Annotated in this window: 14 protein-coding genes; 4 read left to right on the forward strand and 10 right to left on the reverse strand. The window is 69.7% G+C overall.

What is annotated here, in order from left to right; translation table 11 throughout:
* Nucleotides 1–21: 21 nt before the first annotated feature.
* The 8 genes from M0G41_RS00935 to M0G41_RS00970 form a co-directional block, all read right to left on the reverse strand.
* Nucleotides 22–789: a type III pantothenate kinase gene (locus tag M0G41_RS00935; protein WP_248204271.1), complete on the reverse strand. Its 768-nt coding sequence runs from the start codon at nt 787–789 to the stop codon at nt 22–24.
* 67 nt (nt 790–856) lie between these two features.
* On the reverse strand, nt 857–1,216 hold the full coding sequence (locus M0G41_RS00940; protein WP_248204272.1) for a cupin domain-containing protein: 360 nt from the start codon (nt 1,214–1,216) through the stop codon (nt 857–859).
* Nucleotides 1,213–3,090 carry a cation:proton antiporter gene (locus M0G41_RS00945; RefSeq protein WP_343226456.1) on the reverse strand — a complete coding sequence of 626 codons (1,878 nt, stop codon included), beginning with the start codon at nt 3,088–3,090 and terminating at the stop codon, nt 1,213–1,215. The genes M0G41_RS00940 and M0G41_RS00945 overlap by 4 nt, the downstream gene beginning before the upstream one ends.
* A gap of 70 nt (nt 3,091–3,160) precedes the next feature.
* Nucleotides 3,161–3,373: a lipopolysaccharide assembly protein LapA domain-containing protein gene (locus M0G41_RS00950; protein WP_248204273.1), complete on the reverse strand. Its 213-nt coding sequence runs from the start codon at nt 3,371–3,373 to the stop codon at nt 3,161–3,163.
* A 470-nt stretch (nt 3,374–3,843) separates the two neighbouring features.
* A complete protein-coding gene (locus M0G41_RS00955; protein WP_248204274.1) occupies nt 3,844–4,863 on the reverse strand; it encodes a GNAT family N-acetyltransferase in 1,020 nt (339 codons plus the stop codon).
* A gap of 34 nt (nt 4,864–4,897) precedes the next feature.
* Nucleotides 4,898–5,299: a DUF3224 domain-containing protein gene (locus tag M0G41_RS00960; RefSeq protein WP_248204275.1), complete on the reverse strand. Its 402-nt coding sequence runs from the start codon at nt 5,297–5,299 to the stop codon at nt 4,898–4,900.
* Nucleotides 5,300–5,382: 83 nt separating this feature from the next.
* Complete coding sequence (pepP, locus tag M0G41_RS00965) at nt 5,383–6,708, reverse strand: Xaa-Pro aminopeptidase (RefSeq protein ID WP_248204276.1); 1,326 nt, start codon at nt 6,706–6,708, stop codon at nt 5,383–5,385.
* A gap of 19 nt (nt 6,709–6,727) precedes the next feature.
* Complete coding sequence (locus M0G41_RS00970) at nt 6,728–7,270, reverse strand: UPF0149 family protein (protein ID WP_248204277.1); 543 nt, start codon at nt 7,268–7,270, stop codon at nt 6,728–6,730.
* Between the two features lie 210 nt (nt 7,271–7,480).
* On the opposite strand from M0G41_RS00970, the gene M0G41_RS00975 reads away from it, so the two are divergent.
* The 4 genes from M0G41_RS00975 to M0G41_RS00990 all read left to right on the forward strand — a co-directional run bounded on the left by M0G41_RS00975 (nt 7,481) and on the right by M0G41_RS00990 (nt 14,649).
* Nucleotides 7,481–11,995 (forward strand): EAL domain-containing protein, encoded by a 4,515-nt coding sequence (locus M0G41_RS00975; protein WP_248204278.1) that lies wholly within the window; start codon nt 7,481–7,483, stop codon nt 11,993–11,995.
* Between the two features lie 31 nt (nt 11,996–12,026).
* The gene (locus M0G41_RS00980) at nt 12,027–12,245 is read left to right on the forward strand and encodes a TIGR02449 family protein (protein ID WP_248204279.1); all 219 of its coding nucleotides are present in this window, start codon (nt 12,027–12,029) and stop codon (nt 12,243–12,245) included.
* Nucleotides 12,242–12,541, forward strand: coding sequence for a cell division protein ZapA (locus tag M0G41_RS00985; protein WP_248204280.1), 300 nt, complete (start codon nt 12,242–12,244; stop codon nt 12,539–12,541). Before M0G41_RS00980 ends, M0G41_RS00985 begins: the two co-directional genes overlap by 4 nt.
* Nucleotides 12,542–12,711: 170 nt before the next feature.
* The gene (locus M0G41_RS00990; RefSeq protein ID WP_248204281.1) at nt 12,712–14,649 is read left to right on the forward strand and encodes an alpha/beta hydrolase family protein; all 1,938 of its coding nucleotides are present in this window, start codon (nt 12,712–12,714) and stop codon (nt 14,647–14,649) included.
* A gap of 6 nt (nt 14,650–14,655) precedes the next feature.
* Here M0G41_RS00990 and M0G41_RS00995 read toward each other — a convergent pair whose 3' ends face one another.
* Both M0G41_RS00995 and plsY read right to left on the reverse strand, forming a co-directional pair.
* Nucleotides 14,656–15,399, reverse strand: a complete 744-nt coding sequence (locus M0G41_RS00995) for a biotin--[acetyl-CoA-carboxylase] ligase (protein WP_248204282.1) — start codon at nt 15,397–15,399, stop codon at nt 14,656–14,658.
* Between the two features lie 3 nt (nt 15,400–15,402).
* Entirely contained in the window at nt 15,403–16,032 is a 630-nt protein-coding gene (plsY, locus tag M0G41_RS01000; RefSeq protein WP_248204283.1) for a glycerol-3-phosphate 1-O-acyltransferase PlsY, read from the reverse strand.
* Nucleotides 16,033–16,054: the final 22 nt, after the last annotated feature.

Consider the following 16,054-nt stretch of genomic DNA (forward strand, 5'->3'; position numbering starts at 1 on the left):
GCGGGCGCCGCAGCCAGATGTTCAGGCGGGTCCGGGCAGGAGCTGCCCCGCGGCCCAGTCGGCCAACCCCTCCAGCACGGCATGCTCGCGAAGGCTCGCCCGCGCCTGCAGGCCTGGCAGCAGGGCCGCCGCGCCTCCGCCCGCAAGGACCAGGCGCAGCGGCGCGCCAAGCTCGGTCTCGGCGGCGTGCAGCACGTGCTCGATCAGGCCCTGGGCAGCGAGCAGGGCCCCCGAGCGAAGCGCGCTGCCGGTATCGATCGCGAACGGGGTCACCGGGCCGTCGGGCTCGGGCAGATGACGGGCGCGACGGCGCAGGGCCTCCAGCGCTCGCTCCGGCGCCGGGGCAATCACCCCGCCGAGGTGGCGACCGCTTGCCGATACGGTATCCACGGTCAGCGCCGAGCCGCAGCAGGCCAGCACGAAACCTCCGTCCAGCCGCCGGCGCAGTGCCCGCAGGGCCAGCCAGCGATCGACGCCCATCCGCTCGGGCTTCGGATAGGCCAGCTGCAGCAGGTCGTCGCTGGCGGGCGGACCGGCTTCGTGCACGGCCAGCCCGCGCTGTCGCAGCAGGCCGCGCAGTCGGGTCCGGCGGGCCGGGCGGGTGACGCAGGCAAGGCGGGCCGCAGCGGCCCGCCCGGCGTGTGCATCCAGCCAGTCTCCGACCCGCTCCCAGCAGTCGGCGTCGGCGAACGCGAAGGCAGCCTGGCCCTGCAGCCGGTCGCCAACGCCCAGCGCCGCCTTGATGCGGGTATTGCCGAGATCGAAAAGCAGGGCGCTGGCAGGGCTCATCTGGGGTCGGGCGTGGGAACCGGCCGCAGTGTAGGCGCCGCCGCGGCGCGCCCCAAGTCGCCGCGGCTCACAGGTCCTCGCGGTCGCCGCGGGTGGCCGGCGCCGAGATCACAAGAAAGCGCACCGGCAGGTCGCCGGGATTGTGGAAGCGATGGGCGATGCCGGGAGGCACCTCCAGGGACTGGCCGGCCACCAGCTCGACGGCGCCGTCGTCGAACTCGATCAGCGCGCAGCCGCTGAGCACGTAGAAGCACTGGCGGGCCCGGGCATGAAGATGGCGACGCTCGCCGGCGCCCGGCGGGACGGCTTCCTCGATCACCGAGAGGTCCTCGCCGTCGAGCAGCCGCCAGCCCTCGCAGACCCCACCCCAGCGGTAGTGCGGCGCGCCGCCGTCGGCGGCGGAGCGCGCGGCCGGCAGGCCGCTCAAGCGCTGCCTGGAGAGGGGGTCGGCCCGTCGGCGTCGGGCAGCGGCGCCGGCTCGCCGTAGTCTCCCGGAGCTGCGCTGGGCTCGGCCACCGGGGCGGCCTTCGGAATCAGGGTGATCACCGTCCAGCCAGCCTTGGGCTGCCACTCGCGGGTCTCGTGGGCCGGCCGCAGGAAGCCGCGCTCATCGATGGCGAACAGCAGCATCGCGGCTTGGCCGTGCTTCTCGCGGTAGTCCTTCCAGCCGAAGTTCTCGCTGAGCTTGGTGCTCTTGATTGCGGCACCGTTGTCGAGCATCTCCTCAACCATGCGCTGGGTCACGCCCTCGCCGAACAGCGGGCGCCCGCGCAGGGCGCCGGAGATCGATTGCTTGGGTGCCTCCCCGGGGGCCAGGATGCGCAGCCGGAAAATGTGCTCCTTGCCGAACTCCGGCTCGAAGCGCACGCAGGCCAGGGTATTGATCTCGCGGCGTGCGGAAATGGCGATCAGGGTACCGATGCCGGTCAGGTCCAGATGCACATCCGCATGTTCGGACACCGGATTGCCGAAGTAGGTCCGAAGGCCGTCCATGCGCGCCGCGCGGATGGCCATCCAGTCATCGTCCGCGACCAGCACCTCGAACTTGTGCTGATGCAGCGCGCGCGCCAGGGCACGGGAGACACGGCCGGCGCCCACGATCAGCACGCCGCGGCTGTCCGGCTCGGAGACACCGAGCATCGCCGCCAGCTTGCGCGAGGTGGCGCTTTGCAGCACCACCGTGCCGATGATCAGCATGAAGGTCAGCGGGACGATCTGCTCGGCGCCGGGTACGCCGGCATCTTCCAGCTTCAGCGCGAACAGCGCGGAGACCGCGGCGGCGACGATGCCGCGCGGAGCGATCCAGCCGATCAGCGCGCGCTCGCGCCAGTTGAGGCTGCTGCCCAGGGTCGAAAACATCACCGACAGCGGACGCGCCACCAGCACGGCGACGCCGAGCAGGGTCAGGCCGCCCAGCGCCAGTTCGAGCGAGGGCCACTCAAGCCGTGCCGCCAGGACTATGAACAACAGGGAGATCAGCAGGGTCGACAGGTGCTCCTTGAAATCGAGGATGTCGTCCATGTGCAGGTCGGCGCGGTTGCCAAGCCACATGCCCATGATCGTGACCGCCAGCAGGCCGGACTCGTGCGAGACCATGTTCGACAGCGAGAACACCGAAAGCACCATGACCAGGGCGGCGTAGTTCTGCAGGTACTCGGGAATCCACTGCCGGCGCAGCAGGCCGCCGAGCAGGATCGCCCCGATCACGCCGAAGCCGGTGCCGACGGCCGTGGTCCAGCCGAAGGCGGCCAGCGCGCTGCCGAAGGTGTCGGCCTCGAGCCCGAGCGAGATCCAGGCGAAGACCAGCACCGCGAACAGGGCGCCGATCGGGTCGATGACGATGCCCTCCCAGCGCAGCACATTGGCAATCCGCGCGTTCGGCCTGACCGCGCGCAGCATCGGCGAGACCACGGTCGGCCCGGTGACGCAGGTCAGGGCGCCGAACAGCAGGGCCAACTCCCAGGACAGCCCGACCAGGTAGTGAGCGGCGGCGGCCAGCACACCGACACTGATCAGTGCGCCGAAGGACACCAGATTGAACACCGCGGGGGCGACGCCGCGCAGTTCCGACCAGCGCAGGCCGAGGCTGCCCTCGAACAGGATCACCGCAACGCCCAGCGAGACCAGCGGGAACAGCAGGTCGCCGAACAGGGCGTCCGGGTCGAAAAGACCGGTGGCCGGACCGAGCACGATGCCGGTCAGCAGCAGGAACAGGATCGCCGGCAGGCGCACGCGCCAGGCCATCCACTGGCAAAGGAAGCCCAGGACCAGCAGGGCCAAGGGCAACAGCGGTTCACTCACGCCAGATCTCCTGCAAGGGCACGCGCGGCAGCATGGACAGCCCCGCGCAGGGGGTCAAGGCGGGTGGGGTTCAGCCGAGGCGACGGCGGCGGACGACCAGGGCGGCGATCAGGCCGGCCAACAGCATGCCGGTGAGCAGCGCAGCGACCAGCGCCAGGAACAGCGGCAGTTCGAGCGACATCCAGAGCACCGCGAGCACGACCGGATCGCTGTTCTGTGCCAGCACGATCAGGGCGAGGACGACCAGAACACCGAGGGTGATCCATTTGATGCGTCGAGCCATGGGAGTCTCCTTGTGCAAGGGGCCGGTGGCCGCAGCGCGGCCGGGCACGTCAGCCCCAGCTTACCCTCCCCCGCGGTGCAGCCCGGCGCCCGCGCCGATCGCAAGGCGCCCTTCCTGAGGGAACGGCGGGTAATGAACGGGCGCGAAGAAGCCTTTCATAGGGTGCGGCTGGCCGCACCGGGCGTACCGTCCGAACGCCCGTATCGGTGCGCTCAAGGCACACCCTATGGAGCTTCGCTGACGCCCAACGAAGCCCGACCGTAGAAGCGTCCTTGGGCGCGACCGCAGAGCTACGGATTCACCACAGACCGTGGCCAGAGCGGATCTCCGCGGTCGCGCCCAAGGGCACTCCCACAGAGTCAAGGGCACTCCCACAGAGTAAAGAGCCCATTCGGTGGACCAGGGCGAATGCGAACTTCGCGCCCTCTGATCGCCATCGACCTCAGGCCTGGGATCGCCGGCGACGCGGGTCAGGCGGGACCGGGCAGGTCGCGGGCGTAGCGGCGCAGCGGCTTCTCGGATCCGGGCGGCCGGATCGCGCCGGCATCGACGAAGCCGAGCCGTCGCAGCAGGCTGATCGAAGGCGCATTGTCGGCATTGACGATCGCCAGTACCCGGCGCATGCCGTGCTTCTCGTGGGCCAGCTTCAGGCAGAGCCGCGCGGCCTCGCCGGCGTAGCCCCGCCCTTCGTGCTCGGGCAGCAGGGCGTAGCCGAGATCGACGGTCTCGAGGAAGTCGCGCTTGAGCAGGCCGGCGATGCCGAGCGGCGCATCATCGCCGCGGCGGCCGATCCGCCACAGCCCGAATCCCTGTTCGGCGTAGCTGCGCTGCGGCCCCTGGCGCAGGTAGTCCAACGCCTGCTCCAGCGTGCGAACGCCGCGATCAGCGATATGGACGAGGAACCCGGGCGTGTTGAGCAGCGCGACCAGGAATGCCGCGTCGCGCGCCGTCAGGGGCTGCAGGACCAGACGCTCGCTCATCGCCACGTAATACGGCAGCGGCTGCTCGTCGGAAGCGCCCCATTCCAGCTTGTTTCCCTCGAAGCCGTCGAACAGGACCCGATGCTCGGCCAGGGACCAGGGAGCGGGGCGCCGGTAGTAGTCGGAGATCCAGGCCCGGAGCATGTCGAGATTGGCCTGCTGGGCGGCCGGGTCGGCGTACTTGTGCGGCTCCCAGGGGCGGGCAGCGGCGTGGGCCAGGCAGGCCGCCTCGCCCGGGTTGAGGAACTGCAGGCTGCTGCAGTGCGGGGCGAGATGGGCGATGCAGTCGCTGTAGCAACCCTCGACTACCCAGCGCGGGTGAGCCGCCCGGAAGGCGTCGAGGTCGGCCGCCACCTTGGCGAACGGCCGCGGACAGGGGCCATCGGCAGGTTGGGGCTGCTGCCAGTAGAGGCTGTCGAGGTCGAGGTGCTCAAGGTCGTGGGCCGCGGCCAGCTGGCGCGCCCAGGTCGACTTGCCGGAGCCGGAATTGCCGAAGATCAGCGCGCGCATGGACCGGGGGCGTGCGCGGGCGGGGAGCCCTGGATCAATGCCCGGGCAGCCGATAGTGAAGCGTGTAGTGGTGGACGCCCTCGCGGATGTCCAGCTCGAAGCTGCCGGTGATCCCGGCCAGTTCACCGGTCCCGGAGTCGGGCACGATGCGGATGGAAAGTGAGCGGGCGCCCCGGTCCATGGTGCCCCGGTGCTGCAGGACGAATCCACCGCGATGTCCATGCAGGCTGCCCGTGAGCCGCTCGATGGCGACGTAGCCGGCCGAACCGTCCTCGGCGGTCATCGCGGTCAGCATCTGGCCCTTGCCGGTCCCGGAAAAATCGCCGCTGAACTGCTTGGACAGGGCCATCCGCCCGAGGGTCACCCCGTCGACCACATCGGCATCGGGTTGCGGAGTCATCTCGACGGTGAAGGTGCCGGTAGCGGTCTGGGTCATGTCTGGATTCTCGGCGGAACTTTCGGTGAAGGGGGCGCCTAGCAATAGCAGCGGGAGGCTGAAGCCTGGCCGGCCGACCTGATTCAGGCCGCCTGCTTCCGACCCTCGGCGATCAGCGCCTCGATGGCTTCGGGGTCCTTGGGTACGCCTTGGGTCAACACCTCGCAGCCCGTAGTGGTGACCACGACATCATCCTCGATGCGCACGCCGATTCCTCGCCATCGGGCGGCAACGCCCTTGCTGTCCGGGGCGATGTAGCAGCCTGGTTCGACGGTCAGCACCATGCCCGGCTCCAGCAGCCTGGGCTCGCCGTCGATGCGGTAGTCACCCACGTCGTGAACGTCGAGGCCGATCCAGTGGCCGGTGCGATGCATGTAGAAGCGCTTGTAGGCGCCGCTCTCGAGCACCTTCTCCAGCGCGCCCTTGAGCAGGCCCAGACGAAGCATGCCCTCGGCCAGCACCTCGACGGCGGCTTCGTGCGGCGCATCCCAATGGTTGCCCGGCCGCACCGCGGCGATCGCCGCCTCCTGGGCCTGCAGCACGAGCTCGTAGACGGCGCGCTGCGCCGGCGTGTAGCGGCCGTCGACCGGGAAGGTGCGGGTGATGTCCGAGGCATAGCCCTGCAGCTCGGCGCCGGCATCAACCAGGAGCAGGTCGCCCTCGCACAGCGGTGCGGCGTTCTCCCGGTAGTGCAGGACACAGGCATTGGCGCCGGCGCCGACGATGCTTTCGTAGGCCGGCACCGCGCCGTGGCGGCGGAAGTGGTAGAGCAGCTCGGCCTCGATGGTGTACTCGTGCAGGCCGGGCCGCACGGCACGCATGGCCGCGCAATGGGCTTCGGCGGCGATGGTCGCCGAGCGGCGCATCAGCTTGAGCTCCTCGCGGCTCTTGAACAGGCGCAACTCGTGGAGCAGGTGGCCAAGCTGGAGGAACTCGTGCGGCGGGTGGGCGCCAAGGCGGACCTGCTCGCGCACCCGGTTCACCCAGGCAAGGATCCTGAGGTCGAACTCCTGGTCGCGGCCGAACTGGTAGTAGACCCGGTTGCGGCCCTCGATCAGGCCGGGAAGGATGTCGTCGATGTCGGCGACATCGTAGGCATCATCAAGGCCCAGGGCCTCGACCGCGGCCTCCGGCCCCAGGCGCCGACCGTCCCAGGCTTCGCGCTCGGCGTCGCGCTCGCGGCAGAACAACAGGACCTCGCCAGCGCGTCGCCCCGGCACCAGCACGAGCACCGCCTCGGGCTCCGCAAAGCCGCTGAGGTACAGCAGGTCGCTGCTCTGCCGGTAGGGGTGGTGGCTGTCGTTGCTACGAATCCGCTCGGGGGCGGCGGGCACGATGAGGATGCTGTCATCGCCGGCCAGACGCATCAGCTGGCGGCGGCGGCGGGCGTACTCGGAAGGCTTGAACATCGCAACGAAACTGTCCGGATCAGTGCAGGCGGGAGGGATGGGGCGGCGGCTGCCGCTCGCCCTGCAGCAGCAGGGCGGCGACGCGGATGAACTCGGAGATCTCCATCAGCGACTCCTCGTCACTGTCCGGATCCTCGTAGCTCAGCTCGGCACCGGCGATCGATGACAGGTCCTGGAGTGCCTCGGCGGCCTCCTCGGAGAGGGTGGCCTGGCTGCCGCCGGCCAGCCCGAATCCGCCGAGGAAGCCGCGGGCCCAGGCGATCAGCGCATCGGCGCGCTCGCCGAGCGCCGCGCCTTCTTCGGGAAGCAGCAGCTGCAGGCTCATCTGCGGATCGGCCAGCTGGGCGCAGCTCGCATCGAAGAGTGCGGACAGCTGCGCCTCGGCGTCCTCCGCGGGCGCATCGATGGCGAGCTGGCGCAACCAGTCGCGCGGTGTGGCGGCGCCGCCGCCGCAAAGGAAGCCGCACAGTGAGCCATGCAGCTCCGAGGGGTCGACGCTCAGATTGAGGCGTTGCACCGTCTGCGCCACGTCGGCGTAGCGCGGCAGGTCGATATCGGTCACAGGAGACTCCGGCTGGCAGCGGCCATGGTACCGCGGGAGCCACGCCGGCTGGTTGACGCTTGCTGGCTCCCCTACACTGCCGGCAAGCGGGATGCCTGGCCAGAGGCCGTGGCCGACCCGGGTCGCGGGCGGAGGAGTCCTTTGCCAGGAGCAGAGTCAGTGCCAGTGGGCCATTCCTCGTCGCGCCACGCCGTGCTCCGGATCTGCCAGATGGCCGGCCTGGCCTGCCTGCTGCTGGCGCTGGCCGCCGGCGCCGCCCGGCGCGATCAGGTGTTCCGCTCGATCAGCAGCAACGAAGGGCTGGCCCAGAACACCATCCACGCTGTCGTCCAGGACCCGTCCGGCTTCATCTGGGTTGCCACCCAGGGTGGACTGCACCGCTTCGACGGCTACCAGTTCGAGCTGTTCCAGCACGAGCCCAACGACCCCAGCACCCTGCCGGAGAGCTTCATCACCGCATTGGCCGTCGGCGGCGAGGGCGAACTCTGGATCGGTACCAACAGCAGCTTTCTCGCCAGACTCGATCTTGCCACGCGGCGCATCGACCGCTTCGAGTCGTTGACTGCCGTCGACGACGCCCGGCGCAACACGATCTCCGCCATCCGCATCGCCGGCGATGGTGGACTCTGGCTGGGCACCGGCGCCGGCATCGAGCATTTCGACCCGGGCACGGGCGAGCGCCGCGAAGTGCTGCGGCTGAGCGATGCCCCCCGGATCAACCGCGCCGGCATGCCGCGCTCCATCGACTTCCAGTTCGACGCGGGCGGCATGCTCTGGGCGGCCACCGACGGTGGCCTGTTCCGCATTGATCCACGCAGTCGTACCTACCAGCGCGTCGGCGCGGACACCCCGGCCTACGGCACGTTCCGCGACGCCGCCGGCCAGCTGTGGATCGGCCGGCTCGACGGTCTGTGGCGCATCGGTGACGGCGGCCGCATCGAGCAGGTTCATGACAGCGCCGGCATGCCGGTGGATGCCACCTGGCGAATCGCCGGCGACCCGCAGGGTCGTCTCTGGCTTGCCCTGCTCGACGGGGGCCTGCTGCGCTACGACCCGCACAGCGGGACCACCCTGCGCATCGACTACCGGCCTGAACTGCCGAGCGGCCTGCAGGAGCGGGTCCTGTCCACCCTGATGGTCGATGAAAGCGGCCTGCTCTGGGTCGGCGGCATGTCCAACGGCCTTGCCACCTCACCGACCGACGAGCCCCGGTTCATCTACTACACCGACAGCGCCCCGGCGCCGGATCCGATCGGCAGCAACAATGTGCGCGCGATCTACCAGGAGGACAGCCGGACCCTCTGGCTGGGCGCCGAGAACCGCGGGTTCCACCGGGTCGATCTCGGTACAGGCGAGTTCCAGAACCATTTCGATGCCCTGCAGCGGGCCCTGCCAGCGGCGATCCGGGGTCGCGGCATGCGCGTGCTGGGCCTTGCCGCAGGCGAGGCCGGGCGGATCTGGGTCAGCACCGACCAGGGCGCCTTCGAGTTCGATCCGGACACCCTCAACGCGGTGCGCGCCTACCCGACGGGGAACGCGCTGGGCACCGACGCCACGAACCTCCGTCACGCCATGCGCGGCCGCGACGGCAGCGTCTGGTTCGGCACCTATGGCAATGGCGTGCTGAGGCGGCGGCCGGACGGCAGCTGGCAGACCTTCGAGCACCATCCGGATGATCCGACCAGCATCTCGCACACCCTGGTCAACCACGTCTACGAGGACAGCCAGGGGCTGATCTGGGTCTCCACCCTCAATGGGGTCACCCTGCTCGATCCGGAGACCGGCGTCGGGCGGCGCATCGTCGCCGAAAGCGGCGACCCGCAAGGCCTGGCCGGCAACCTCGTACGCGGCGTACTGGAAGCCCGCGACGGCCGGATCTGGATCGCCACCCACAGCGGGATCAGCGCCAGCCTCGGCGATCCGCGGGTCGAGCGGCCGCGATTCCAGCATTTCGGTACCGCCGACGGGCTACCGGCCAACACCGTCTACGGGCTGCTGGAGGACGCGGCGGGCCACCTGTGGGGCAGCACCAACCGCGGCCTGATCCGGCTGGAGCCCAAGCCCGGGCGCATCCGCCTGTTCACCCTCAGCGACGGCCTGCAGGACCTCGAGTTCAACGGCGCCTCCCTGCTGCGACTGAGCGACGGACGACTGGCCTTCGGCGGCATCCGCGGGATCAACGTGTTCGACCCGCAACAGATCCGCCAGAGCGACTACTCGCCGCCGGTGGTCCTGGTCGGCCTGCGCGTCGGCGGCGCGGCCGAGAACCAGGCTCCGCTGCTGTCCACCGGCGCTCTTGCCCTGGACCAGACCGAGCGCGTCTACCGCTTCCGTTTCGCCGCTCTCGACTACACAGCGCCGCGACGCAACCGATTCGAGTATCGGCTCGAGGGTTTCGACCGCGGCTGGAACGACGCCGGCACGGTGCCGGATGCAACCTACACCAACCTCGACCCCGGCCTGTACCGGCTGCGCGTGCGCGCCACCAACCATGACGGCGTCTGGAGCGAGCGCGAGCTGGACCTTCCGATCGAGATCGTCCCGCCATGGTGGAACAGCCAGGTGGCCCGTCTGGGCTACCTCCTTCTGGCGGTGCTGGCCCTCGCCCTGTTCGCGCACAGCCGGCATCGCCGACGTCAGCAGGAGCTGAACCTGCTGGCCGAGGTGAAGGAGCGCGAGGAACGCCTCAAGCTCGCCCTCTGGGGCTCGGGTGACGAGTTCTGGGACTGGGACATCAAGCGCAACACGGTGTTCAGGATGGGCGCAGACCAGCTGCTCGGCGCCGACAATTCGCATCAGGAGCTGTCCACCGACAGCTGGCGCAGCGACGCGGTGCACCCGGACGATCTGGCCCGTGTGCAGGAACTGCTCCAGGCCCACATCACCGGACGCAGCCCCTCGTTCGAGTCCGAGCACCGCATCCGCAACGCCCGCGGCGAGTGGATCTGGGTGCGCTCGCGCGGCAAGGTCGTCGGTCGCGACGCCGAAGGCCGCCCGGTGCGCATCGCCGGCACCGCGCGCGACATCACCGCCAGCCGGGCCGCCGAAGGCGAACGACGGATTGCCGGCGAGGTCCTGCGCAGCATGGGCGAGGCGGTGGCGGTGGTCGACCTGCAGTTCTGCTTCGTCTCGGTCAACCCGGCCTTCGCCAGGATCACCGGTTACGCCGAGGAAGAGGTCCAGGGCGTGTCGGCCGGCCTGCTCGACTCCTCGCAGCAGCCGCCGGAGTTCTACCGCCGGCTGCGCGAAGGGGTGGAGCGCAGCGGACACTGGACCGGAGAGATCTGGCAGCGGCGCAAGAACGGCGAGGAGTTCCTGTCCTGGCTGGAGATCAGCGAGGTCAGCGATGCCCAGGGCCTGCGCACCCACTTCGTCGCCGTGCTCTCCGACATCACCGACAAGAAGCGGGCCGAGCAGGAGCTGCGCTATCTCGCGAACTACGACACCCTGACCGGCCTGCCCAACCGCACCCTGCTCGCCGAGCGCCTGGCCCGCGCCGTGGTCCGGGCCAAGCGCAACGAGACGCGCATCGCGGTTCTCTTCCTTGATCTGGACCGCTTCAAGGACATCAACGATTCACTCGGCCATTCGGCCGGCGACCGCATCCTGAAGTCGGCTGCGGCCCGCCTGCTCGGCACGGTGCGCGAGAGCGACACCGTCGCCCGACTGGGCGGGGACGAGTTCACGGTGGTGCTGGAGGACATCAACGAGGCGGCCGCCGCCGAACAGATGGCGATGCGCATCCTCGAGTCGTTCAGCGCGCCCCTCGACCTCGATGGACGCAGCGAGGTCGCCATCTCGCCCTCGATCGGCATCGCCCTGTTTCCGGACCATGCCCAGATCCCGGCCGACCTGCTGAAGTGCGCCGACACCGCGATGTACGCGGCCAAGGACCGCGGCCGCAATACCTGGCAGCTGTACAGCGAACTGATGGATTCGGAGACCCGCCGGCGCACGGCCATGCTGAGCGCGCTGCGCCGGGCCCTTGAGCGCAACGAGTTCCATCTGGTGTTCCAGCCGCGGATGTCGATCGGCGATCGCCGCATCACCGGTTTCGAGGCGCTGCTGCGCTGGGAGAGTCCAGAACTGGGCCCGGTGCCGCCGATCCACTTCATCCCGCTGGCCGAAGAGACCGGCCTGATCCTGCCGATCGGCGAATGGGTCATGCGCGAGGCCCTGCATACCCTGCAGCGCTGGCGCGACCAGGGTCACGGCGACCTGATGATGTCGGTCAACGTCTCGATGCTGCAGTTCCTGCGTGGACGGCTGGACAGCAGCCTGAGCGAGGCGCTGGCGGCGTCCGGCGCTCCCGCTGCCCAGCTGGAACTCGAGGTCACCGAAAGCATGGTCATGGCCAATGCCGAGCAGGCGATCCGGGCCCTGCGCGAGCTGAAGTCGTTCGGCGTGTCGATCGCCATCGACGACTTCGGCACCGGTTACTCCTCCCTGGTGTATCTCAAGCGGCTGCCGATCGATACGCTGAAGATCGACAAGGAGTTCGTCGGCGACCTGACCTCGGACCCGGACGACGAGGCAATCACCGCGACCATCATCAGCATGGCCCGCTCGCTCGGACTGAAGGTGGTGGCCGAGGGCGTGGAGACGATCGAGCAACTCGACTACCTGCGCGACCACCGCTGCGACGAGATCCAGGGCTACTGGCTGTCCCGGCCGATGCGCGAGGCCGAATGCCTGGCCTTCCTCGCTCGTCAACAGGTTTCTTGACCCGGTCACCGGCCGGTCCTATCGTCCGCGGATGGAACCCGCCTCCGACACCTCCGCCGAGCAGCTGCGCCAGCGCATCGACCTGCTGCTGGATGCCGCGCAACGCCTGGCCGACGAGAATCGCCAGCTGCGCGCCGCTCAGGAGCAGTGGGTCAGCGAGCGGGCCGCCCTGATCGCCAAGAACGAGCAGGCGCGCTCGCGGGTCGAGGCCATGATCCAGCGCCTGAAGTCCCTGGAGCAGAACGCGTGAGCGAACCGGTCGAGGTCCGACTGCTGGACAAGAGCTACCTGGTCGCCTGCGCCGAGGACGAGCGAGAGGGACTGCTGCGCGCTGCGCGCCTGCTGGATGAGCGCCTGAGGCAGATGAAGTCGCGCGACAAGAGCGCCACGCTTGAGCGCATCGCCGTCCTGGCGGCGCTCAATTTCGCCCACGAGAAGCTGCAGTCCGACGCCCAGGCCAGCCAGGGTCATCGCGAGCTGCACCGGCTGCTCGGAGAACTGGCGCCGCGCATCGACCGGGTGCTGGCCGCCGTCACCCCGCGCTGAGGGCCGCGCGACCGGCGCGCTGCGAACGCGCCCGTCACAGAGTCGGGCTGCCTCCGTCCCCATGTCTTCCAGCACCGCTGCCGGACGCCGCGATACCGCCTTCAGGCGGGCATCCGGTTCACCCGGCGCGCGCGGCGCGGCACAATTCACGTTTCGTTGATGGGGGACACATGATGCGCGCACTGTTTCTATCCGCCTGCCTGCTCGGGCTGCCATCGCTGGCAGCGGCGGTTCCGCCGATCGGGGACTTCTTCCGCTACGTCGAGTTCCGCGACATCCGGATCTCGCCCGATGGCAAGCACCTGGCCGCCACGGTGCCCGACGAGGACACCCAGGCGCTGGTGGTCTTCACCCGCGAGAACCGCAAGGTCACCGGCGTCGCCCGCTTCGAGGACGATCGCGAGGTAGCCAGCTTCGAGTGGGCTTCAAGCAAGCGTCTGGCGTTCACCATGAACGACCGCCTCGGCAGCCTGGTGCGTCCGATGACCCGCGGCGAGCTGCTGTTCATGGACGTCAACGGCAAGGACCGCGCCGCCTACGCCGGCGGCAACCGGGCCAGCCAGCTGACCCACCCGCTGCCCGAGGACCAGGACCATGTCGTGGTCACCGACTACCTGCCGAGCACGCGCCGCGAGGAAGCCGACGTCGTCCTCTACAAGGTCAACGCCAAGACCGCGCAGGGTCGGGTGCTGGCCTATTCGCCGGTGCCCAATGCGTTCTTCCTGGTCGACAACGAGGGCAACCCCCGGGTCGCCTCTGGCGTCCGCGGCTACAACCAGGGCGAGGTCCACTACTACAACGCCGAGAGCAAGGAGTGGAAGCTCATCCATGAGCAGGCCAAGTCCGAGCAGGACATGTACCCGGTGCGCATGCACCCGGACGGCGTGCGCTTCTACGCGATGATCACCCACGCGAGCGGCACCAACGGCGCCTACCTGGTCAGCCCCAGCGGCGAGACCCAGCTGATCGCCCGCGACGAGGTCTCCGACCCGACCACGCCGGTCTACTCCACCGACGGCAACGAGCTGATCGCCATCGACTTCCTCGCCGCCGAACCGCGGCGGGTCTACGTCGACCCCACCCATCCCGACTCCAAGCTGCTGGCCGGCCTCGAAAAGGCCTTTCCCGGCCAGTGGGTCAACCTGACCAGCAGCACGCTGGACGGCAGCCTGGTGGTGTTCCTGGTCCGCAGCGACCGCAACCCGGGCGAGTTCTACCTGTTCAACCGCAAGACCGGCCAGGCCACCTACCTCGCCGCCCGCTCGCAGTGGATCAAGCCCGAGCAGATGGGCGTGATGAAGGCGATCAGCTACACCGCGCGCGACGGCGTCAGGATCCACGGCTGGCTGACCCTGCCGCCGGGGGTGAAGGAGGCCAAGGGCCTGCCGCTGATCGTCAATCCGCACGGCGGCCCCTACGGCCCCTACGACGCCTGGGGCTTCCAGCGCGACGTGCAGCTGCTGGCCAGCCGCGGCTACGCGGTGCTGCAGCCGAACTTCCGCGGCTCGGGCGGCTTCGGTCGGCCCTTCGAGCGCATGGGCTACCGGCAGTGGGGCGGCACCATGCAGGACGACGTCACCGACGCCACCCTCTGGGCGATCGAGCAGGGCATCGCCGACAAGGACCGCATCTGCCTCTACGGCGGCAGCTACGGCGCCTATGCCTCGCTGATGGGCGTGGCCAAGGAGCCGGACCTGTACCAGTGCGCGATGGGCTTCGTCGGCGTCTACGACCTCGACATGATGTACCGCCGCGGCGACATCCGTGAGCGCGACTCCGGCGTGGACTATCTGGAGGAGGTGCTGGGCCGCTCGAAGGAGGACCTGACCAAGGGCTCACCTGCCCAGCAGGTGGCCAGCATCAAGGTGCCGCTGATGATCGTCGCCGGCGCCAAGGACCGCCGCACCCCGCCCGCGCAGAGCGAACTGCTGGTGAAGAACCTGAAGGAAGCCGGCAAGGGCAACCTGGTCGAGGAGTTCTACGTCGAGAAGGGCGAGGGCCACGGCTTCTACAAGGTCGAGAACAACGTCAAGCTCTACAGCAAGATGCTGGCCTTCTTCGACCGCCATATCGGCTCTGGCAAGGCCAAGGCCGACCCGGCACCGTGAGCCGCTTCAGCCTGCGTCCGCCGGGCGCAGGCTGACCTCTCCGGCGGCGCAGCAGAACTCGCCGCCGGCATCGGCAAGGCGCAGCCGGCCATCGTCGGCCACGCCCAGCACGCGCGCCTCACAGCGCGCTCCGGCTGACAGCCTGACCACGCGCCCGAGCAGCGCATCGAGGGCCTCCCAGCGTGGCCTGAGCGGGGCGAATCCGGACACGCAGAATGCGTCGATCACCTTGCCCAACGCCGGTAGCAGCCGCTCGAGCAGTGCCTCGCGCGCCAGCGCATGACCGAGTGTGGCCATGTCGATGGCCGGCTGCCCCACATCCAGCTCCGCCGGCAGGCGCAGGTTGAGGCCAAGGCCCATCACCACCTCGCTACGGGCGTCGCGGCCGGGCGCGATTTCGATCAGGATGCCGCCCAGCTTGCGCCCGCGTGCCAGCAGGTCATTCGGCCACTTCAGCCCGACCTCTTCCGCACCCAGCCCGCGCAGGGTCTCGGCGACGCCGATGCCGACGGCCAGGCTGAGCCCGCCGAGCGCACGGGCCGGCAACGGCAGCCTGGCAAACAGGGAAAGATAGAGGTTGGCACCCGGCGGCGAATGCCAGCTGCGGCCCTGCCGACCGCGTCCGGCGGTCTGCGCGTCGACCACCAGGGCGTAGCGGTCCGGGAGCCGCTCTGAGCGGCGCAGCAGCTCGCTGTTGCTGGAGTCGCACACGGCCTGCCATTCCAGCGGCCAGCCACCGACCTGCTTCATCGCTCAGCGCCGCCGCAGCCGGCCGATCAGGCGGGCCTTCTCGAAACGATGCTCGGTGCCGGCGCGCAGCCGGGCCAGGTTGCTGCGATGGGTGTAGAGGATGAACAGCGCCGCCGCCACGGCGAAGCCCAGGCGCAACCCGGGCGAGGGGCCGGGATCGAACCAGGCCCAGGGAACCAGGGCGACCGCGGCAAGAATCGTCGACAGGCCGACATAGCCGGTGGCCAGCAGGCAGAGCACCCAGACGCCGAGCAGCACGGGCACCGACATCGGCCACATCACCAGCAGGCCGCCGATCAGGGTGGCCGCCCCCTTGCCGCCGCGCAAGCCGTAGAACACCGGCCAGACATGTCCCGCCACCGCCAACAGGACGCAGCCTGCCACGGCCTGTTCCAGCGGCAGCGGCGCACTGCCCAGCCAGACCGGCAGGCAGGCCGCGAGGGCGCCCTTGCCGATGTCGATCAGCACCACGCCCAGCGCGAAGCGCCAGCCGCGGGTTCGAAAGGCGTTGGTGCCGCCAGCGTTGCCGCTGCCCTGGGTGCGGATGTCGAAGCCCTGCAGACGTCCCAGCAGCAGGGATCCGGACAGCGAGCCGAGCAGGTAGGCGGCCAGAAGGCAGAGGGCGAGGATCACGACTGCAGTGTCGTCATGGGTG

This window comes from Pseudomarimonas salicorniae, assembly GCF_023156535.1.
Lineage (GTDB): Bacteria > Pseudomonadota > Gammaproteobacteria > Xanthomonadales > Xanthomonadaceae > Pseudomarimonas > Pseudomarimonas salicorniae.

Coding starts and splice junctions, on each gene's coding strand:
- M0G41_RS00975 (WP_248204278.1), top strand. CDS start 7,481: ATGGCCGGCCTGGCCTGCCTGCTGCTGGCGCTGGCCGCCGGCGCCGCC.
- M0G41_RS00995 (WP_248204282.1), bottom strand. CDS start 15,399: ATGAAGCAGGTCGGTGGCTGGCCGCTGGAATGGCAGGCCGTGTGCGAC.
- pepP (WP_248204276.1), bottom strand. CDS start 6,708: ATGTTCAAGCCTTCCGAGTACGCCCGCCGCCGCCGCCAGCTGATGCGT.
- M0G41_RS00955 (WP_248204274.1), bottom strand. CDS start 4,863: ATGCGCGCGCTGATCTTCGGCAATTCCGGCTCCGGCAAGTCGACCTGG.
- M0G41_RS00960 (WP_248204275.1), bottom strand. CDS start 5,299: ATGACCCAGACCGCTACCGGCACCTTCACCGTCGAGATGACTCCGCAA.
- M0G41_RS00980 (WP_248204279.1), top strand. CDS start 12,027: ATGGAACCCGCCTCCGACACCTCCGCCGAGCAGCTGCGCCAGCGCATC.
- M0G41_RS00990 (WP_248204281.1), top strand. CDS start 12,712: ATGATGCGCGCACTGTTTCTATCCGCCTGCCTGCTCGGGCTGCCATCG.
- M0G41_RS00950 (WP_248204273.1), bottom strand. CDS start 3,373: ATGGCTCGACGCATCAAATGGATCACCCTCGGTGTTCTGGTCGTCCTC.
- M0G41_RS00935 (WP_248204271.1), bottom strand. CDS start 789: ATGAGCCCTGCCAGCGCCCTGCTTTTCGATCTCGGCAATACCCGCATC.